16 protein-coding genes and 1 pseudogene are annotated in these 17,152 nt (G+C 60.5%); 13 read left to right on the top strand and 4 right to left on the bottom strand.

The features are described from left to right. Positions 1-13: 13 nt before the first annotated feature. Positions 14-1,822, bottom strand: a complete 1,809-nt coding sequence (locus tag AWU82_RS17440) for a di-heme-cytochrome C peroxidase (protein ID WP_064378692.1) — start codon at positions 1,820-1,822, stop codon at positions 14-16. Positions 1,823-2,092: 270 nt separating this feature from the next. Between AWU82_RS17440 and AWU82_RS17445 the strand changes: the two genes are divergently transcribed. The 6 genes and pseudogenes from AWU82_RS17445 to AWU82_RS17470 form a co-directional block, all read left to right on the top strand. After that, positions 2,093-2,815, top strand: a complete 723-nt coding sequence (locus AWU82_RS17445) for an FKBP-type peptidyl-prolyl cis-trans isomerase (RefSeq protein ID WP_011333164.1) — start codon at positions 2,093-2,095, stop codon at positions 2,813-2,815. A gap of 297 nt (positions 2,816-3,112) precedes the next feature. Continuing rightward, the gene (locus tag AWU82_RS17450) at positions 3,113-3,568 is read left to right on the top strand and encodes a YkvA family protein (protein ID WP_007950434.1); all 456 of its coding nucleotides are present in this window, start codon (positions 3,113-3,115) and stop codon (positions 3,566-3,568) included. 114 nt (positions 3,569-3,682) lie between these two features. After that, positions 3,683-4,024: a helix-turn-helix domain-containing protein gene (locus AWU82_RS17455; protein WP_064378693.1), complete on the top strand. Its 342-nt coding sequence runs from the start codon at positions 3,683-3,685 to the stop codon at positions 4,022-4,024. Continuing rightward, the gene (locus AWU82_RS17460) at positions 4,021-4,392 is read left to right on the top strand and encodes a hypothetical protein (RefSeq protein ID WP_003223109.1); all 372 of its coding nucleotides are present in this window, start codon (positions 4,021-4,023) and stop codon (positions 4,390-4,392) included. The genes AWU82_RS17455 and AWU82_RS17460 overlap by 4 nt, the downstream gene beginning before the upstream one ends. After that, a complete protein-coding gene (locus tag AWU82_RS17465; RefSeq protein WP_064378694.1) occupies positions 4,393-4,800 on the top strand; it encodes an SEL1-like repeat protein in 408 nt (135 codons plus the stop codon). Positions 4,801-5,026: 226 nt separating this feature from the next. Further along, positions 5,027-6,577 (top strand): annotated as a pseudogene (locus AWU82_RS17470) (DUF6531 domain-containing protein); the annotation flags it as partial. 263 nt (positions 6,578-6,840) lie between these two features. Here the strand turns inward: AWU82_RS17470 and AWU82_RS17475 are convergent. After that, positions 6,841-8,334 (bottom strand): CoA-acylating methylmalonate-semialdehyde dehydrogenase, encoded by a 1,494-nt coding sequence (locus AWU82_RS17475; protein WP_011332326.1) that lies wholly within the window; start codon positions 8,332-8,334, stop codon positions 6,841-6,843. A 77-nt stretch (positions 8,335-8,411) separates the two neighbouring features. Further along, positions 8,412-9,761 (bottom strand): omega-aminotransferase AptA, encoded by a 1,350-nt coding sequence (gene aptA, locus AWU82_RS17480; protein ID WP_011332325.1) that lies wholly within the window; start codon positions 9,759-9,761, stop codon positions 8,412-8,414. Between the two features lie 139 nt (positions 9,762-9,900). On the opposite strand from aptA, the gene AWU82_RS17485 reads away from it, so the two are divergent. The 6 genes from AWU82_RS17485 (at position 9,901) to AWU82_RS17510 (ending at position 16,290) form a co-directional block, all read left to right on the top strand. After that, positions 9,901-10,821 carry a LysR family transcriptional regulator gene (locus tag AWU82_RS17485; RefSeq protein ID WP_064379313.1) on the top strand — a complete coding sequence of 307 codons (921 nt, stop codon included), beginning with the start codon at positions 9,901-9,903 and terminating at the stop codon, positions 10,819-10,821. 95 nt (positions 10,822-10,916) lie between these two features. Then, the gene (locus tag AWU82_RS17490; RefSeq protein ID WP_064379312.1) at positions 10,917-11,567 is read left to right on the top strand and encodes a TetR/AcrR family transcriptional regulator; all 651 of its coding nucleotides are present in this window, start codon (positions 10,917-10,919) and stop codon (positions 11,565-11,567) included. A gap of 8 nt (positions 11,568-11,575) precedes the next feature. Continuing rightward, a complete protein-coding gene (locus AWU82_RS17495; RefSeq protein WP_064379310.1) occupies positions 11,576-12,157 on the top strand; it encodes an IMPACT family protein in 582 nt (193 codons plus the stop codon). Between the two features lie 537 nt (positions 12,158-12,694). Beyond that, positions 12,695-14,245 (top strand): ABC transporter ATP-binding protein, encoded by a 1,551-nt coding sequence (locus AWU82_RS17500; RefSeq protein ID WP_064379308.1) that lies wholly within the window; start codon positions 12,695-12,697, stop codon positions 14,243-14,245. Between the two features lie 12 nt (positions 14,246-14,257). Further along, positions 14,258-15,364, top strand: coding sequence for an ABC transporter permease (locus AWU82_RS17505; protein ID WP_064379306.1), 1,107 nt, complete (start codon positions 14,258-14,260; stop codon positions 15,362-15,364). Next, on the top strand, positions 15,364-16,290 hold the full coding sequence (locus tag AWU82_RS17510) for an ABC transporter permease (RefSeq protein ID WP_064379304.1): 927 nt from the start codon (positions 15,364-15,366) through the stop codon (positions 16,288-16,290). Before AWU82_RS17505 ends, AWU82_RS17510 begins: the two co-directional genes overlap by 1 nt. Here the strand turns inward: AWU82_RS17510 and AWU82_RS17515 are convergent. After that, positions 16,287-16,703, bottom strand: coding sequence for a hypothetical protein (locus tag AWU82_RS17515; RefSeq protein WP_064384042.1), 417 nt, complete (start codon positions 16,701-16,703; stop codon positions 16,287-16,289). The two genes, AWU82_RS17510 and AWU82_RS17515, sit on opposite strands and share 4 nt — an antisense overlap. Positions 16,704-16,786: 83 nt before the next feature. Between AWU82_RS17515 and AWU82_RS17520 the strand changes: the two genes are divergently transcribed. Beyond that, the gene (locus AWU82_RS17520; protein WP_011332318.1) at positions 16,787-17,137 is read left to right on the top strand and encodes a MerR family transcriptional regulator; all 351 of its coding nucleotides are present in this window, start codon (positions 16,787-16,789) and stop codon (positions 17,135-17,137) included. Positions 17,138-17,152 lie beyond the last annotated feature (15 nt).

Below are 17,152 nucleotides of genomic sequence, written 5' to 3' on the forward strand. Positions count from 1 at the left end.
AAGGAATTGAAGATCATGGCAATTGCGCCTCCAGCGGGCCGCCCAGCACTTTCAGGTATTCGAGCAGCGCCCAGCGCTCTTCTGGCTGCAGCAGTCGGCCGATGACGCCATTGCCGCGTTCGCCGGCGCGAAATTCGTGACCGCTGTTGTGGTTGCCGGTAATGCGGGTGTCAAACAGGAAGCCGTTGGTGAAGGCTTCGGTGCGATAGCCCAGATGGCGCGGGTCGTATTCGAAGGTGCCTTTATAGAAGGTGGTGGCGCGCTCGTCCTGAGGCGACAGCAACTGATAAAGGCTCGGCACCGAGCCGTTGTGCAGGAATGGGGCCGTGGCCCATACGCCGGCAAGCGGACGCGCCTTGTAGGCGACTTTTTCGCGAACGCCGATCGGCAGGCCGAAGCCATCGAGCTGTGGTTTCTCGGCGGCGGTGACACCCGCTTCACGGTACGCACGGTTTTCCACGAAGGCGGTGACGTAAGCCAGCCCCTTGGCCACTGACAGCCGGCTGAGATCCAGCGGCTCCTTGGGGGTGGGGTGCAACTTCACGTCCATTTGTTCGAGTTCCGCCGGGTTCCATTGCAGGGCGGTTAGGTCGAAGCGGTGATTGGCGATGTTGTTGGCGGCGTTCGGGTCGGTGCCGATGACGTCCACCGGGAGCATGTGCAGGTGTTGCACCCAACGCTCGCCTTCCTGGGTCTGACGCGGGACGTGGCATCCGGCGCAATTCTCGGCGAACAGGGCTCGCCCCTTGGCTGCCAAGGGTCTGTCGACGACGCCGAGCAACTCTTCAGGCCATGCCGGCGGTCGCAGTCTTTGCAGGGTTTCTTCGATCTTGTGCAGATCACGCACACGTACGCTGGAGGCATAGCGCTCATCGCCTTGCAGCGGCTGGCCGTTAGCGTCGAAGAAATTCAGAGTGGCGCCGACGCCCAAAGCCTCGCCGATATTGCGCGCCATCGGTTGTTGCGCCGAACCGTTCCACTGCACCCAGTCGAAGGTCCACATGTCCCACAGCTGTGGGTAATCCACCGGGGCATTGGCCACGCGGTAATTGTTTGGGGATATCGCATCGCCGAAGGTCGCGTTGGCGATACGCCCGAAGGCATCGGTGCGGCCCGGGCCTTCTTCGGTGGGGTAGAGGCCACGGTGAGTGTCGTTCCAGGCCACTTTGATGAAGGTGTTCAGTGAGCTTTTGAAGTCTTTGCGCAGTTGTTCGTGGCGTGCTTCGTAGTCATTGCCCAGCACGTGGCGGGCGAAGCGCTCGAATTTCCATGGGTTGTAGTAGGTCGAGGCGAGACTGGCGACCAATGCCTGTCCGAAACTGCCGCCGCGCAATGTAGGAACGCTGGAGGGCAACACATGCTGGGCCGAACCGCCGTCGATGCGCACTGCCTGGCCATTGAAGTGCAGTTCCCCGGTGTGGCAGGCCGCGCAAGTGATGTCGAGATATTGCTCGGAGCTGCCGGGATTCTGGTGCCGGGCGAAACCCACCGGCAGATTCCCCGGGTTGTCCGGCGTGGCTTTCTGTTGCGGATCGATCAGAAAGCCGAAGCGCGCGAGGTATTCCGGGGAGGCAAAGCGTTGCTGCGAGAACGGCAGCTCCAGCGCCTGGAACCATTCATAGCGCAGGCCTTTGACCTGCGTCCCCTGCGGGGTGAAGTAGTAGGTCTGGCGCTCTTGCTCAGTCCACTGGTTCAGGTAATGCACCTGTTTTGCAGGTGCGGGGAAGGGCAATCTCGGATTGGCGACATAGTAAACAACCACCGCCAGAGCCAGTCCCAGCAGCACCACGATCAGCGTCAACACACGGTATAAGAGGCGCAAGATAAACATCCTTGTCGAGTTGTTGCGCTGTTATGCCTGAGCCAGGTCGTGTGCGGCAAGTGGCCATTACGCCAAGTGTTGTGGGAAGCGGCATCAATCACTGTCGGCGAAAGATGACAGAAGCTTCATCGTGCCTTTCGCCAAATGCTTTTTAATCCCTGAACTTATCGGAAGATTCCTGCTCTCATGCCGGTAGCCATTGGTCGTGGCGGCCTGATAAGCTCGCGGCTTTACTCGATTGCCCTTTCGGCGCATGAACAAGGAAATAGCATGAAACAGCATCGGTTGGCGGCGGCGGTTGCCCTGGTTAGCCTGGTACTCGCGGGTTGTGATTCGCAGACCAGCGTAGAGCTGAAAACCCCGGCGCAAAAAGCTTCCTACGGTATCGGCCTGAACATGGGCAAGAGCCTTGCTCAGGAAGGCATGGATGATCTGGACTCCAAAGCGGTAGCCCAGGGCATCGAAGATGCCGTCGGCAAGAAAGAACAGAAGCTGAAAGATGAAGAACTGGTCGAAGCTTTCGCCGCGCTGCAAAAGCGTGCCGAAGAGCGCATGGCCAAGATGAGCGAAGAGTCGGCAGCCGCCGGCAAGAAATTCCTCGAAGAAAACGGCAAGAAGGCTGGCGTTACCACCACCGCTTCCGGTCTGCAGTACGAAGTGGTCAAGAAAGCCGACGGCCCGCAGCCCAAGCCTACCGATGTCGTGACCGTTCACTACACCGGCAAGCTGACCAACGGCACCGTCTTCGACAGCTCCGTCGAGCGCGGCAGCCCGATCGATCTGCCGGTCAGCGGTGTGATCCCGGGTTGGGTCGAAGGCCTGCAACTGATGCACGTTGGCGAGAAGTACAAGCTGTACATCCCTAGCGATCTGGCTTACGGCGCACAATCGCCAAGCCCGGCAATTCCGGCCAACTCGGTTCTGGTCTTCGACCTGGAGCTGCTGGCCATCAAGGATCCAGCCAAAGAAGACGCCGCTGCCGCCAAGCAATAAACTTCGGCACCGGTTTCCCCAACAACGCCTCGCTTATGCGGGGCGTTGTTGCATCTGGACGATGGTCGGCGTAAACAGACCGAACCGATGCCGGCCAGGGCAGTCCTAGACTTTAAGGTTGTCAGCGCTAGACGTCTGGAACCGCCAAGTCAATGAAATATTGGGATTTTTTATGTGAGTAAAAAACGCCCGATTTAAGCGCAGCCCTTATGAAACGGGGCTCTCAGCGCTGAAATGCAGCTCTGTTCACAAGGTTATCCACAATTTGTGTGGATAACATTTCAACGGGAGAAATAAATGAAAGCGCCATGGAATTTCGCCCGATTCCTGCCTTTGGCCGGCCGCTTGTTGGCTCGAGGCCGCTTGCCGACCTTGTTGTTCGCCGTCGCCAGCAAAGGCGCCGCCCAAGGCAATCGTCTCGGCAAGCTGAAGGACGATTTGCGTCTGTTGCAGGCACTGTGTCTGGCGTACTGGCGCGGCGAGTACCGTGCGATCAGCGCCAAGGCGATCGTTTCGGTAGTGGCCGGTCTTATGTATTTCCTCAGTCCGGTGGATGCGATCCCGGATTTCATTCCCATGTTCGGCATGCTCGATGACATCGCCGTCCTCGCCTGGCTGATGAAAACCCTCGACGATGAACTGAATGCCTTCCGCCTGTGGCGTCAGCGCCAGGCGCCGGAAAAGCTCAGAGTGGTCGAGCGTCTGCCCGATACGCCCGAGCAACTTCAGCTTCAGGGGCCGAAAAAGTCCTGAATCGCGACAGCCTCGTACACAGATAGATACCCCCCACGACCTTGGCCGCTGTTAGGATTACACTTCTAGGGAAAAGTGCCGACTCGCTAAGTGTTGTTGTCCTACGGGGTAGTCATGGATATTCAGATAATTGCACGCGATGGCGAACCCGAATATGCGGTTTTGCCATGGGCTCAGTATCAGGCTCTACTGAAAGCAGCAGGCATCAACGAAGCACCGTCGCAACCGGCTCCGGCGCCGCTTGCGGCAACCCCGGACCCGATTCTTCCAGGTCTGGATCAGTTACGCAGTTTGCGCGAAGGGAAGGGCATCGCCATCGAGGCGCTGGCCCGCACGGTAGGCATCAGCCCGTCTTACCTGGCCATGATCGAAAGTGGCGAGCGTCTGCCCGACGCCGCGATTCGCCGCAGCCTGGCCTGGGAGTTGACGGTGCCAGGGTGGAGGGAACAATTGTGAGCGTACGCATCAGTCGTCAACATTGGGACGGATTGCTGGGGGAGCTGGATCAGGCGCGCAGGCAGCGCCATCTTTTGACTTATCGAGCGTTGCTTGAACGCCTGCAACTGCCGACGCCGGCCATGCAGACATTGACCGCTGCACTGGAGCACCTCGCGGCACTGGACGCGAAAGCCGAACAACCATTGCGCAGCTCGCTGGTGATCAGCCAGGGCGCCAGTCGCCTGCCACGCACCGGATTCTTTGAATGTGTCGAGCGTCTGGGGCGTTTTTCCGGGCCGTCCGACGGTGTTGCCGCCGCCTCCTGGCATGCTTCGGAAGTGGTGCGGGTCTTTGAGTACGAGTACCCGGAATCGGCGGAGGCTTGAGTGTTTTTACGACTCAAGGCGCGGGCCAGTTACTGGCTGGCCCGTAGGCTGTTTCACTGGTCGTGGTTTGTTCGTCAGCCCCGCGGCTGGCGCTGGCTCGAAGGGCAGTTTGCGCGCATGGCCAATCTGGGCGATGTCGGCGCGCAGAGTTTTTACGGACACATCCTGACATTTCGCGGGGTTGGCCTGGGCGCACGTGAAGAGGGTGTGCGGTTGCTGCGACTGGCGGCGCTGGCCGGTGATGGCAAAGCGGCGTATCAGGTGGGTGTCATCAGTCTGGCAGGTACACCGAGCAAAGCGCCGGATCCTTCGGAAGCCGCTCGCTGGTGGACGATGGCCGCGAAGGCCGGGCATCCGTTGGCCGAGCTCAAGTTGAAAGAGCTGGCCGGCCGGGACGCTTCTCGATAAGCAAGTCATCTGTTCCGTGAACGGGGCGCGAGGGAAACCTCCCGCCCCGTTTTTGCGTCTGCAGTTCGATAAAAAAGCAGTTACAGACTTCTCCTACATCCTCTGCCTACTCGCCTGACTTCTTTTCTGATTGATCCCCCGCAAAGTCCCTCGCCTGATTTTTGCGCGAGGGAACGCACATGTTTGACCCGGTTTTTCGTTTCGCCATGCGCATGGAAATGCGCTGATGGATGCCGTCACCCGCATCGAGCAAGAACTCGACAGCTTTCCCCGCACCCTTGATCTCTATCGCGAGCAGCTCAAGCACTGGCTCAGTCGCTCGGCAGACGGCGTCAGTCATGCAGCTGATCTGCCTTCGCTGATGGGGATGGAGCGGATCATCCGTTTCGGCGAGCACAGCACGGCGGTTGCGATTGACGACAACCGCTTCTCCTCTGCGGTCGTGCAATGCCCGTATTCCGGGCGAATGGAGATCGAGAGCAAGTTCGAGTCGGCGTACGACATTCCGTTGGGCGACATCGTTGTCGATGTGGTGGCGGTGGAAGGCGGTGCAGTCGAGTCCGTCACCCTGGATGTTCAGGGCAAAGGGGTGTTCACCGGTGAAGCAGGCAAGTTTTATCGGGTCGTGGTGCACGGCGGCGCCAGCGAGCAGCAGGTTGATGCGCTTTTCGAATCCTACGATGGCCTGACTCGGCAGCTGGATGGCTGGCTGCGCAGCGAGTGGCAGGGTTTCAAGCTGCAGTGGTCGCAGTCGGTGGCCACGGCAGCCGGGAACGGCATGCTGGCCGGGAGTTGGGCGGCGATCGAGGGGGTGTGGGACAGCATCGGGTTGCTGTCGGAGATTCTCAAGGACCCCGGAAAGTTTGCCGAGCGGTTGGGCAGTGGCGCCGCACAGCTGATCGCGCTGGCAGAAACCGCGCCGGAAATGATGGAGAAGCTTCAGTTACTGGTCAGTGACGAAGCAGCGCTGTGTTTGTTGCTGCGAACTGCCAGCCTCTGGCTGGAGATGCTGCCACCCAGTGAAATTGCCGGGAAAACCGCCGAGGCGGTATCGATGGTAGTGGTGCAACTGCTGATCGATGTGTTGATCGGCGTTGTGTTGACCTTCGTTGGTGCCGGGGCGGGGATTGCGTATCTGACCTTGCGTCTGGCGGATCGTGGCGCTCAGTTGCTGTCGGCGGTGACGCGCCTGGTGAAGGCGATGTTCGGCATCGTCAGCACCTTCATCGGCTACGTGAACCAGTACAAATCCGTCGCCGCACGGGGCATCGCCGCCGGGGTGAAAAAGGGCCGCATGCAATTGCGCTGGGATGCCCGGCGCAATGCCTCCCTGAAAAAAGACGAGCACCACGACGACACCCCGGATCAGGCGAAAAATCCCAACGGTGACAGCGCCGATTGTGCACCCCGAACCTGCACCAATGGCTGCCCGGTGTCGATGGTCACCGGCGAAGAGCTGCTGACGCTGACCGATGGTGTGCTCGACGGGCTGCTGCCGTTTGAGTTCAGCCGCTTGTATCGCACCAGTGCGGTCGAGATCGATGTCGGGCTGGGGTTTGGCTGGAGTCATTCGCTGGCGCATCGGCTGGAGGTCGAGGGCGCTGCGGTGGTCTGGGTTGACCACGAGAACCGGCGGACGCGGTTTCCGTTGCCGAGTGTCGAGCGGCCGGAAATCCACAACAGCCTGTCGCGGGCGGCGATCTTTCTTGGGGATGAGCCGCAGGAGCTGATTGTTGCGCTGGCGGGTGAGGCGGCGCGGTTTTATCACTTTGAAGATCGAACCGTTGAAAGCGCCAAACAGACCGGCATTTCCAACTCCTTCCAGGCCTCGATAAACTGAAGCGACCCGCTTCGAAACTTACTTAACTCATTGAATCTCAAGGAGTTTTCCGTTTCGACTGCGCCGGAAGTGGTGCGAATTATAGAGACTCAGAATCTGCCGTCAACCCTTAATTTCATAAATCTGTCATATCGGTCAAAAAAGCCCCGAAACGCGAAGGCCGACCTTAAAGGTCGGCCTTCCTTGCACTGCCCTTCTACTTACAAGCTAGGGAATGCAAACTGCGAAGCCTCATGGCTCGCACGCTGTGGCCAGCGCTGAGTGATCGCCTTGCGACGAGTGTAGAAGCGAACACCATCGGGACCATAGGCATGCAGGTCGCCGAACAGCGAACGCTTCCAGCCGCCAAAGCTGTGGTAAGCCACCGGCACCGGCAGTGGAACGTTGACCCCGACCATGCCGACTTCGATCTCGTCGCAGAACAGACGCGCCGCTTCACCGTCACGGGTAAAGATGCAGGTGCCGTTGCCGTATTCGTGATCGTTGATCAGCTGCATCGCCTCTTCCAGGCTGTTCACCCGGACGACGCACAGCACCGGCCCGAAGATCTCTTCTTTATAGATGCGCATTTCAGGCGTGACGTTGTCGAACAGGCAACCACCGAGGAAGAAGCCTTCTTCATGACCGGCAACGCTCAGACCACGACCGTCGACCACCAGGGTCGCGCCCGCCGCCACGCCGTCTTCCACATAACCGCTGACCTTGTCGCGCGCCTGACCGGTGACCAGCGGCCCCATGTCCAGACCACACGAAGTACCGGCACCGATTTTCAGCGCCTTGATCTGAGGAACCAGTTTGGCCACCAGTGCGTCCGCCACCTGATCGCCCACACACACAGCTACCGAAATCGCCATGCAGCGTTCGCCGCAGGAACCGTAAGCCGCGCCCATCAGTGCGCTGACCGCGTTGTCCAGATCTGCATCCGGCATCAGTACCGCATGGTTCTTTGCGCCGCCCAGGGCCTGAACGCGTTTACCGCGCTTGGTGCCTTCGGCATAGATGTATTCGGCAATCGGCGTCGAACCCACGAAGCTGAGCGCTTTGACTTCCGGCGCTTCGATCAGCGCGTCCACCGCAGTCTTGTCACCGTGCACTACGCTCAGCACGCCTTTCGGCAGACCGGCTTCCAGCAGCAGTTGCGCGATCAGCAGGGTCGAGCTCGGATCACGCTCGGACGGCTTGAGGATGAAGCAGTTACCGCAGACGATCGCCAGCGGATACATCCACAGCGGCACCATCGCCGGGAAGTTGAACGGCGTAATGCCGGCCACCACGCCCAGCGGCTGGAAGTCCGACCACGCATCGATGTTCGGGCCGACGTTGCGGCTGTACTCGCCCTTGAGGATTTCCGGCGCTGCGCAGGCGAACTCGACGTTCTCGATACCGCGCTTCAGTTCACCGGCAGCATCTTCCAGGGTCTTGCCGTGTTCTTCGCTGATCAACTGCGCGATGCGCGCTTCGTTCTGCTCCAGCAGTTGCTTGAAACGGAACATCACCTGGGCACGTTTGGCCGGTGGCGTGTTGCGCCAGGCCGGGAACGCAGCCTTGGCGGCATCGATGGCGTGCTGGATGGTTTCGCGGCTGGCCAGCGGCAGCTTGTGGATAGCTTGACCGGTGGACGGGTTGAACACATCGACCGCGCGACCGTTCTCGGTCACCAGTTCGCCATTGATCAAATGCGGGATAACGCTCATCGGGGAACTCCTGAATTCTTGTGCGCAGACGCCCGCAAGGGGCGCCTGCCATTGGCGTATCTATATAGAAGGAAAAATCAGTCGAGCTTGTTCAGCACTTCGCCGACCGCGTCGAACAGACGATCAAGGTCTTGCGGCTTGCTGTTGAAGGTTGGGCCGAACTGCAGGGTGTCGCCACCGAAGCGCACGTAGAACCCGGCTTTCCACAACGCCATGCCGGCCTCGAACGGGCGCACGATGGCGTCGCCGTCACGGCCCGCAATCTGGATCGCACCGGCCAGGCCGAAGTTACGAATGTCGATGACATTCTTCGCGCCTTTCAGACCATGCAGGGCATTTTCGAAATGCGGTGCGACTTCGGCCACGCTCTGTACCAGGTTTTCCTTTTGCAGCAGGTCGAGTGCCGCAAGACCTGCGGCGCAAGCCACCGGGTGTGCCGAGTAAGTGTAACCGTGCGGGAATTCCACGGCGTATTCCGGGGTCGGCTGGTTCATGAAGGTCTGGTAGATCTCGGAGCTGGCAATCACCGCGCCCATCGGGATCGCGCCGTTGGTCACTTGCTTGGCGATGCACATCAGGTCCGGGGTCACGCCGAAGGTGGTGGCGCCGAACATGGTGCCGGTACGGCCGAAGCCGGTGATCACTTCGTCGAACACCAGCAGGATGTTGTGCTGATCGCAGATTTCACGCAGACGCTTGAGGTAACCCTGTGGTGGAACCAGCACACCAGCGGAGCCGGCCATCGGCTCAACGAACACCGCTGCGATGTTCGAAGCATCGTGCAATTCGATCAGCTTCAGCAGCTCATCGGCCAGGGCGATACCACCCTGCTCCGGCATGCCACGGGAGAAAGCATTGCTCGCCAGCAAAGTGTGCGGCAGGTGATCGACATCCATCATCGCCTGACCGAACAGCTTGCGGTTGCCGTTGACGCCGCCAAGGCTGGTGCCGGCGATGTTCACACCGTGATAGCCACGGGCGCGGCCGATCATCTTGGTCTTGGTCGACTGGCCTTTCAGGCGCCAGTAAGCACGGACCATTTTCACCGCGGTATCGGCGCACTCGGAACCGGAGTCGGTGAAGAACACGTGATTCAGGTTGCCCGGCGTCAGGTCGGTGATTTTCTCCGCCAGCTGGAACGACAGCGGGTGGCCGTACTGGAAGCCCGGCGAGTAATCGAGGGTGCCCAACTGCTTGGCCACCGCTTCCTGGATTTCCTTGCGGGTATGCCCGGCGCCGCAGGTCCACAGACCGGACAGCGAGTCGTACACCTTGCGGCCCTTGTCGTCGATCAGCCAGCTGCCTTCGGCACCAACGATCAGGCGCGGGTCACGCTGGAAGTTGCGGTTGGCGGTGTACGGCATCCAGTGCGCGTCCAGCTTCAGTTGGCTGGCCAGTGGCGACGGCGCGTTTTCAGGCATGTTCATCGGGCAAAACCTCGCAGGGCAATAAGCTTCAGAGCGATAGAAAGCGTTGTTGCAGCTAAATTGCCACGGGGATAAAGTCGGTGAAATTCAACTCTTCTAACCTTCAGTTAGAACTCTGCTAAACAATGAGAACGACAGCATGAGCAGCCGCCGCCCCGATCCGCTGGCCCAGGTCAGTGACTTTGACATTCGCCTGCTGCGAATTTTTCGCAGCGTGGTGGAGTGCGGCGGCTTCTCGGCGGCGGAAACCGTGCTCGGCATCGGTCGCTCGGCGATCAGCCAGCAGATGAGCGATCTGGAACAACGCCTCGGCCTGCGCCTGTGCCAACGCGGGCGCGCCGGTTTCTCCCTGACCGAAGAAGGCCGCGAGGTCTATCAGTCGGCTTTGCAGCTGCTGAGTGCATTGGAAAGTTTCCGCACCGAGGTCAACGGCCTGCACCAGCACCTGCGCGGTGAATTGATCATCGGCCTGACCGACAACCTCGTCACCCTGCCCCACATGCGCATCACCCATGCACTGGCGCAGTTGAAGGAGCGCGGGCCGGACGTACAAATCCAGATCCGCATGATCGCCCCCAATGAAGTCGAACAAGGCGTGCTCGACGGTCGCCTGCACGTCGGCGTGGTGCCGCAGGCCAGTGCGTTGTCGGGACTGGAATACCAGCCGCTGTACAGCGAGCGCTCGCTACTTTACTGCGCGGTCGGCCATCCGCTGTTTTACGTCGACGATAAACAGCTGGATGACGAACGTCTGAACAGTCAGGACGCCATTGCCCCGACCTTCCGTTTGCCGGCGGAAATCCAGGCGCACTATCAGGCGCTCAATTGCACCGCCAGTGCTTCCGACCGTGAAGGCATGGCATTCCTGATTCTGGCCGGGCGTTACATCGGCTACCTGCCGGATCACTACGCCAGTCTCTGGGTTCAACAAGGTCGCTTGCGCGCGCTCAAGGCCAGTACCCGCTTCTATGATTTGAGCCTGGCCTCGGTCACCCGCAAGGGCCGTCGCCCTCATCTGGTCCTGGAAAGTTTTCTCGAAAGCCTGGCCGCCACTCGCTGAGGACCGGAGTTTTATTTGATCGGGGCTTGTCCCGCGCCGGTGGTTGCGCTATCAACGCAACTGGTTGCACCCCACAGACCAACCCGGAAGTGCCTATGACCTTTGAAGTCCCCGCTCACGGCGGCAAACCTGCCAGCCGCATTCGTCAAAAGAATGAAGAGACCATCATCAAAGCCGCCGAAGACGAGTTCGCCCGTCACGGGTACAAAGGCACGAGCATGAACACCATCGCCACCAAGGCCGGGCTGCCAAAGGCGAATCTGCATTACTACTTCAACAACAAACTCGGGTTGTACGTAGCGGTGCTGAGCAACATTCTTCAATTGTGGGACAGCACCTTCAACTCTCTCACGGCCGAGGACGATCCGGCCGAAGCGCTGACCCGCTACATCCGCGCGAAAATGGAATTCTCCCGTCGCCAGCCGCAAGCGTCGCGGATCTTTGCAATGGAAGTGATCAGCGGCGGCGAATGCCTGACCGAATATTTCAACCAGGATTACCGCGCCTGGTTCCAGGGCCGCGCCGGCGTGTTCCAGGCCTGGATCGACGCGGGCAAAATGGACCCGGTCGACCCGGTGCACCTGATCTTCCTGTTGTGGGGCAGCACCCAGCACTATGCCGACTTCGCCACCCAGATCTGCCGGGTGACCGGTCGCAGCAAGTTGACCAAACAGGACATGGAAGACGCCGGCAACAATCTGATCCGCATCATCCTCAAAGGCTGCGGCCTCACTTCTTCTATATAAGTCGCTTTATGTCCTTCACCCTCAGCGGCTTTTGCGAGTTCCGCGAAGAAATCCGCAAAAGCCGTTTCATCACCTTCGCCGCGCCGATCACCAGCCCTGCCGAGGCGCAAGCCTTCATCGAGCAGCACAGCGACTTGAACGCCTCGCACAATTGCTGGGCGTGGAAACTCGGCGATCAGTACCGCAGCAACGACGACGGCGAACCCGGCGGCACTGCCGGGCGGCCGATCCTCGCGGCCATCGAAGCGCAGGAATGCGATCAGGTCGCGGTACTGGTGATCCGCTGGTACGGCGGCATTCAACTGGGCACCGGCGGTCTGGCCCGGGCCTATGGCGGCGGTGCCAACAAATGTCTGCAGGCTGCGCCGAAGATCGAATTGATCAGTCGCGTGCCCGTGCGTTGCGCTTGCGCCTTTGGCGAACTGGCGCTGGTGAAGCTGCGGGTCGCGGATCTGGGCGGATTGGTGATCGAAGAAAACTTCACCGCCAACGGCGTCGAATTGCAACTGGCCGTGGGCGAAGCGCACATCGCGCTGCTGCAGAATCAGTTGGCCGATCTGAGCCGTGGGCGCATCCTGCTGCAACGTTGAAGCCCCGCCATGTTTTAGGGCACAAGCCGATTTGCTTATACCCGTGACTTGCCCACATCCGCTGTGCACCCGGCTGTGGATAACCTGAGCACAGGATGCTGTAACCCTTCTGTCACGTGGCTTTGCGGGATTTGTTCACTTTTCGTCCAATCGCCCATCGCGACAAACAATTTCACGTAAAAACAATCGCTTAGCGTCGTTTATCGCCTTTGGAAGAAAGCCCGGCGGTGCTTATGCCCGGGATTTTGTCTTGCGCACAAATACTGTGGAGCAACCTGTGGATAAGCCGTTCATGCCTCGCGCAGTCGCAGGTTCTGCATGGCTTCGACGGGGTTGCTCGTTTTTTGATCAGTCGGATGCGGGCAAAACTGGAGCCTGATCAAAGGCTTTGCCCCCAAGTGGTGCCGTGCAGGCAACCGAATTCGATTCACAGGCTCTGCGCCGAAGGCTGGCAAACAGCAGCCGCCTGCGTTCCTGACTCAATGGCCAGGAAATTGCTTTATCCACAGGCACAACTCCAAGCAACCCGAGCCTGTCATGTCAAACCCCACGCCCATACCGCGCCTGCAACTGCGCCATATCAGCAAACGTTATCCCGGTTGCCTCGCCAATGACGCCATCGACCTCAGCATCGCTCCCGGTGAAATCCACGCTCTGCTCGGTGAAAACGGTGCAGGTAAAAGCACGTTGATGAAGATCATCTACGGCGTCACCCAGGCCGATTCAGGCGAGATGCTCTGGCAGGGTCAACCGGTGACTATGCGCAACCCGGCCCAGGCGCGGCAGTTGGGCATCGGCATGGTGTTTCAGCATTTCTCGTTGTTCGAGACCTTGAGCGTGGCGCAAAACATTGCACTGGCGATGGGCGCAGCGGCCGGTTCGCCGAAACAGCTGGAGGCGAAAATCCGTGAAGTGTCGCGCCGATATGGCATGGCGCTTGAGCCCCAGCGACTTGTCCACAGCCTGTCGATCGGCGAGCGGCAACGGGTCGAGATTGTTCGTTGCCTGATGCAGGACATTCGCCTGCTGATTCTCGACGAACCGACCTCGGTGCTCACGCCGCAGGAAGCCGACGAGTTGTTCGTCACCCTGCGCCGGCTCGCGGCCGAGGGCTGCAGCATTCTGTTCATCAGCCACAAACTCGGCGAGGTGCGCGCCTTGTGCCACAGCGCCACAGTGTTGCGTGGTGGTCGGGTGGCCGGGCATTGCGTGCCCGCAGACTGCACTGATCGGCAACTGGCGCAATTGATGGTGGGTGACGCCGCGACCTTGATCGGCGACTTTACCAAGGTCACCGGTGGCGCAACGTTTTTGCAAGTTAGTGGATTGAACTGGCACAACCCGGATCCCTTCGGCTGCTCCCTGAGCGACATCGACCTGCAGGTGCGCAGCGGCGAAATCGTCGGCATTGCCGGCGTGGCGGGCAACGGTCAGGACGAATTACTGGCCTTGCTCAGCGGCGAACAGACACTGCCCCTCGACGTAGCGCAAACCATCTGCTTCCAGGAACATGCCGTCGCCGATCAGCGCCCGGATGCGCGACGCAAACTCGGCCTGGCGTTCGTCCCCGCCGAACGCCTCGGGCATGGCGCAGTGCCGGACATGAGTCTGGCGGACAACGCCCTGCTCACCGCCTTTCAACAAGGCCTGGTCAGCCACGGCTTGATCGAACGCGGCAAGGTCGAAGCCCTCGCCCAAACGATCATCCAATGCTTCGGCGTGAAAACCCCGGACACCCAGACCGCCGCCCGCAGCCTGTCCGGCGGCAACCTGCAGAAATTCATCCTCGGCCGGGAAATCCTCCAGCAACCGAAACTGCTGATCGCCGCGCACCCGACCTGGGGCGTGGATGTCGGCGCGGCGGCCACCATCCACCGGGCGCTGATTGCCCTGCGCGATGCCGGGGCGGCGATTCTGGTGATCTCTGAAGACCTCGACGAACTGTTCCAGATCAGCGACCGCCTCGGAGCGCTGTGCGGCGGGCGCCTGTCAGCGTTACAGGACACGGCGCAAACCCGCCTCAGCGACGTCGGCGGCTGGATGGCCGGCCAGTTCGACACCCCTCAATCACAACCGGCCACGGTTTAACGGAGTTTTTCCATGTTGCTTTCCCTCGAACCCCGTGGCCGGCAATCGCGCCTGATGCTGTGGTGCTCGCCGGTGCTGGCGGCGGCGCTGACACTGGTCTGCGGATCTTTGCTGTTCGTCGCCCTTGGCCACGATCCGCTGAAAACCCTGCACACGTTGTTGATCGCCCCGATCAGCGACCTGTATGGCGTCTCCGAGCTGCTGGTCAAAACCTTGCCGATCCTGTTGTGTGCGTTGGGCCTCGCAGTGGCTTATCAGGCGCGGATCTGGAACATCGGCGCCGAAGGCCAGTTGCTGCTCGGCGCCCTGGCCGGCAGTGCGCTGGCGGTGAACATCATCGACATGCAAAGCCGCTGGGCGCTGGTGCTGATCCTGCTCACCGGCACCTTCGCCGGCGCTGCCTGGGCCGGGCTCACCGCCTGGTTGCGCACACGCTTCAACGCCAACGAAATCCTTACGAGCATCATGCTCAATTACATCGCGCTGAACCTGTTGCTGTTCTGCGTACACGGGCCGCTGAAGGATCCGGCCGGATTCAACTTTCCCGAGTCGGCAATGTTCAGCGACGCCAGCCGCCTGCCACTGTTGATGGAAGACGGTCGGGCACACATCGGCGTTTATTTCGCCTTGCTCGCGCTGGTCGCGGTGTGGGTGTTGTTGCAGAAAAGCTTCGTCGGTTTCCAGATAAAAGTGCTGGGCCTCGACAAGCGTGCGGCGGGATTTGTCGGGTTTCGCGAGAAGCGGCTGATCTGGCTTGCACTGCTGATCAGCGGAGGATTGGCTGGACTGGCCGGTGTCTGTGAAGTCACCGGGCCGATCGGTCAACTGGTGCCACAGGTCTCGCCGGGCTACGGCTACGCGGCGATCACCGTGGCGTTTCTCGGCAGGCTCAACCCGATCGGGATTCTGTTTTCCAGCCTGTTGATGGCGCTGCTGTACATCGGTGGCGAAAGCGCGCAGATGACGCTGAATCTGCCGCAGGCAATCACTCAGTTGTTCCAGGGAATGATGCTGTTTTTCCTGCTGGCCTGTGACGTGCTGATCCTCTATCGGCCACGTCTTAATCTGCGCTGGGTGCGGCGCACTTCTACCACCGCCGTAACCGCCGGAGCGCTGTGATGGATATCGATCTGCTGAGCAATATTTTCTACGCCATGGTGCGCTGCGGTACGCCACTGCTGTTGGTGGCGCTGGGTGAATTGATTTGCGAGAAGAGCGGCGTACTCAACCTCGGGCAGGAAGGCATGATGCTGTTTGGCGCGGTGATCGGTTTCATCGTCGCGTTCAACAGCGGCAACCTTTGGTTGGGCGTCGTGCTGGCGATGCTCGCCGGGATGCTGCTGTCGTCGCTGTTTGCGCTGGTGGCGCTGGTATTCAACGCCAATCAGGTGGCCACCGGGCTGGCGCTGACGATTTTCGGCGTCGGCCTGTCGACCTTTGTCGGCGCGGCGTGGGTTGGCAAACCGCTGGCGGGATTCGAGCCGCTGGCGATTCCATTCTTGAGTGAAATCCCGCTGATCGGTCGGATGCTGTTTGCCCAGGATCTGCTGGTGTACCTGTCATTCGCGCTGTTTGCGCTGGTGGCGTGGGTGATCGTGAAAAGCCGTGTCGGGCTGATCATTCAAGCGGTCGGCGAGAACCCCGATGCGGCCAGTGCCATGGGCTTGCCGGTGCTGACCGTGCGCACACTGGCGGTGTTGTTCGGCGGGGCGATGGCCGGACTGGCCGGCGCTTATCTGTCGCTGGCTTACACGCCGATGTGGGCCGAGAACATGACCGCCGGACGCGGCTGGATTGCCTTGGCGCTGGTGGTGTTCGCCAGTTGGCGGGTGTGGCGCTTGCTGCTCGGCGCGTATCTTTTCGGACTCGCCAGCATCCTGCACCTGGTGGCGCAGGGGTTGGGGCTGGCGATTCCTTCGAGTCTGCTGGCGATGTTGCCGTACGCCGCGACGATTCTGGTGCTGGTGTTGTTGTCGCGCGATGCAGTGCGTACACGGCTGTATGCGCCGGTATCACTGGGGCAGCCGTGGCAGGCCGGGCACTAAGCCGTTACGGCTCGCGACAGCGACCGAACCGGCAACGCCTGAGCAATGCCCCACGCCACTTCGAGAATCAGGAATCCCACCACCAACGAGCTGGCGCCGTGGGCCACTGCATACGTCATCCAACCGGCGAACAGAAACCTCGTCACCGCGTCATAGCGCCCATAAACCGGCTGCGGATCACGAATCCGCAGCACCGCCCACATGCACACCACCGAACCGAACAAATTGGCTATCAACAGGTGCGCAGGTTCGAACGGCGGCAGCTCGCCGGGCAGCTCCAGCGCCTGACTGAGCGCCGTCAGCAACCCATGCAACACAGCAAAACTCCACGGCGTGACAAACGCCGCCGTCACGATCAAGTCATACCAGGCGCTGCCGCGCACCACCTGCCGATACTGCGTTGAAGTCCACATCATCCTTGCTCCAAAAATTCAGGGAGCAACCACGGTAAAGCCTGGAGTATGCTCCAGGGTCAAACACTTTCGAGACCTGCAAGATGCGCATCGGTGAGTTGGCCCAGGCCTGCGATGTCAGCCGTGACACGCTGCGTTTTTACGAGGAGCGCGGATTGATCGCGGCGCAACGCAGCGCCAACGGTTATCGCGACTATCCGCCGGAGATGGTGCAACTGGTGCTGTACATCAAGACGGCGCAACGTCTGGGCTTTACCCTTGGCGAGATCGGCAACAGCGTTGGCGCGTTGTGGCACTCGCCAAACCCCGACACCACCGTCACGCAACTGCTGCAAGACAAACTCAAGCTGGTCGAAACCCGCATGGCTGAACTCGGTGAGTTGCGCCAGGAATTGCAACATCGGCTCGGTCAACGTTGTCCATTGAACCCGTGATCTTTCAACTTTCAA

The organism is Pseudomonas glycinae, from assembly GCF_001594225.2.
Taxonomy (GTDB): Bacteria; Pseudomonadota; Gammaproteobacteria; order Pseudomonadales; family Pseudomonadaceae; genus Aquipseudomonas; species Aquipseudomonas glycinae.

Excerpts from the sequence above, each read along its gene's own strand:
- AWU82_RS17520 (WP_011332318.1), top strand. The coding sequence starts at position 16,787 with ATGCGCATCGGTGAGTTGGCCCAGGCCTGCGATGTCAGCCGTGACACG.
- AWU82_RS17450 (WP_007950434.1), top strand. The coding sequence starts at position 3,113 with ATGAAAGCGCCATGGAATTTCGCCCGATTCCTGCCTTTGGCCGGCCGC.
- AWU82_RS17505 (WP_064379306.1), top strand. The coding sequence starts at position 14,258 with ATGTTGCTTTCCCTCGAACCCCGTGGCCGGCAATCGCGCCTGATGCTG.
- AWU82_RS17475 (WP_011332326.1), bottom strand. The coding sequence starts at position 8,334 with ATGAGCGTTATCCCGCATTTGATCAATGGCGAACTGGTGACCGAGAAC.
- AWU82_RS17455 (WP_064378693.1), top strand. The coding sequence starts at position 3,683 with ATGGATATTCAGATAATTGCACGCGATGGCGAACCCGAATATGCGGTT.
- AWU82_RS17510 (WP_064379304.1), top strand. The coding sequence starts at position 15,364 with ATGGATATCGATCTGCTGAGCAATATTTTCTACGCCATGGTGCGCTGC.
- AWU82_RS17500 (WP_064379308.1), top strand. The coding sequence starts at position 12,695 with ATGTCAAACCCCACGCCCATACCGCGCCTGCAACTGCGCCATATCAGC.
- AWU82_RS17490 (WP_064379312.1), top strand. The coding sequence starts at position 10,917 with ATGACCTTTGAAGTCCCCGCTCACGGCGGCAAACCTGCCAGCCGCATT.
- aptA (WP_011332325.1), bottom strand. The coding sequence starts at position 9,761 with ATGAACATGCCTGAAAACGCGCCGTCGCCACTGGCCAGCCAACTGAAG.
- AWU82_RS17515 (WP_064384042.1), bottom strand. The coding sequence starts at position 16,703 with ATGTGGACTTCAACGCAGTATCGGCAGGTGGTGCGCGGCAGCGCCTGG.
- AWU82_RS17485 (WP_064379313.1), top strand. The coding sequence starts at position 9,901 with ATGAGCAGCCGCCGCCCCGATCCGCTGGCCCAGGTCAGTGACTTTGAC.
- AWU82_RS17445 (WP_011333164.1), top strand. The coding sequence starts at position 2,093 with ATGAAACAGCATCGGTTGGCGGCGGCGGTTGCCCTGGTTAGCCTGGTA.
- AWU82_RS17495 (WP_064379310.1), top strand. The coding sequence starts at position 11,576 with ATGTCCTTCACCCTCAGCGGCTTTTGCGAGTTCCGCGAAGAAATCCGC.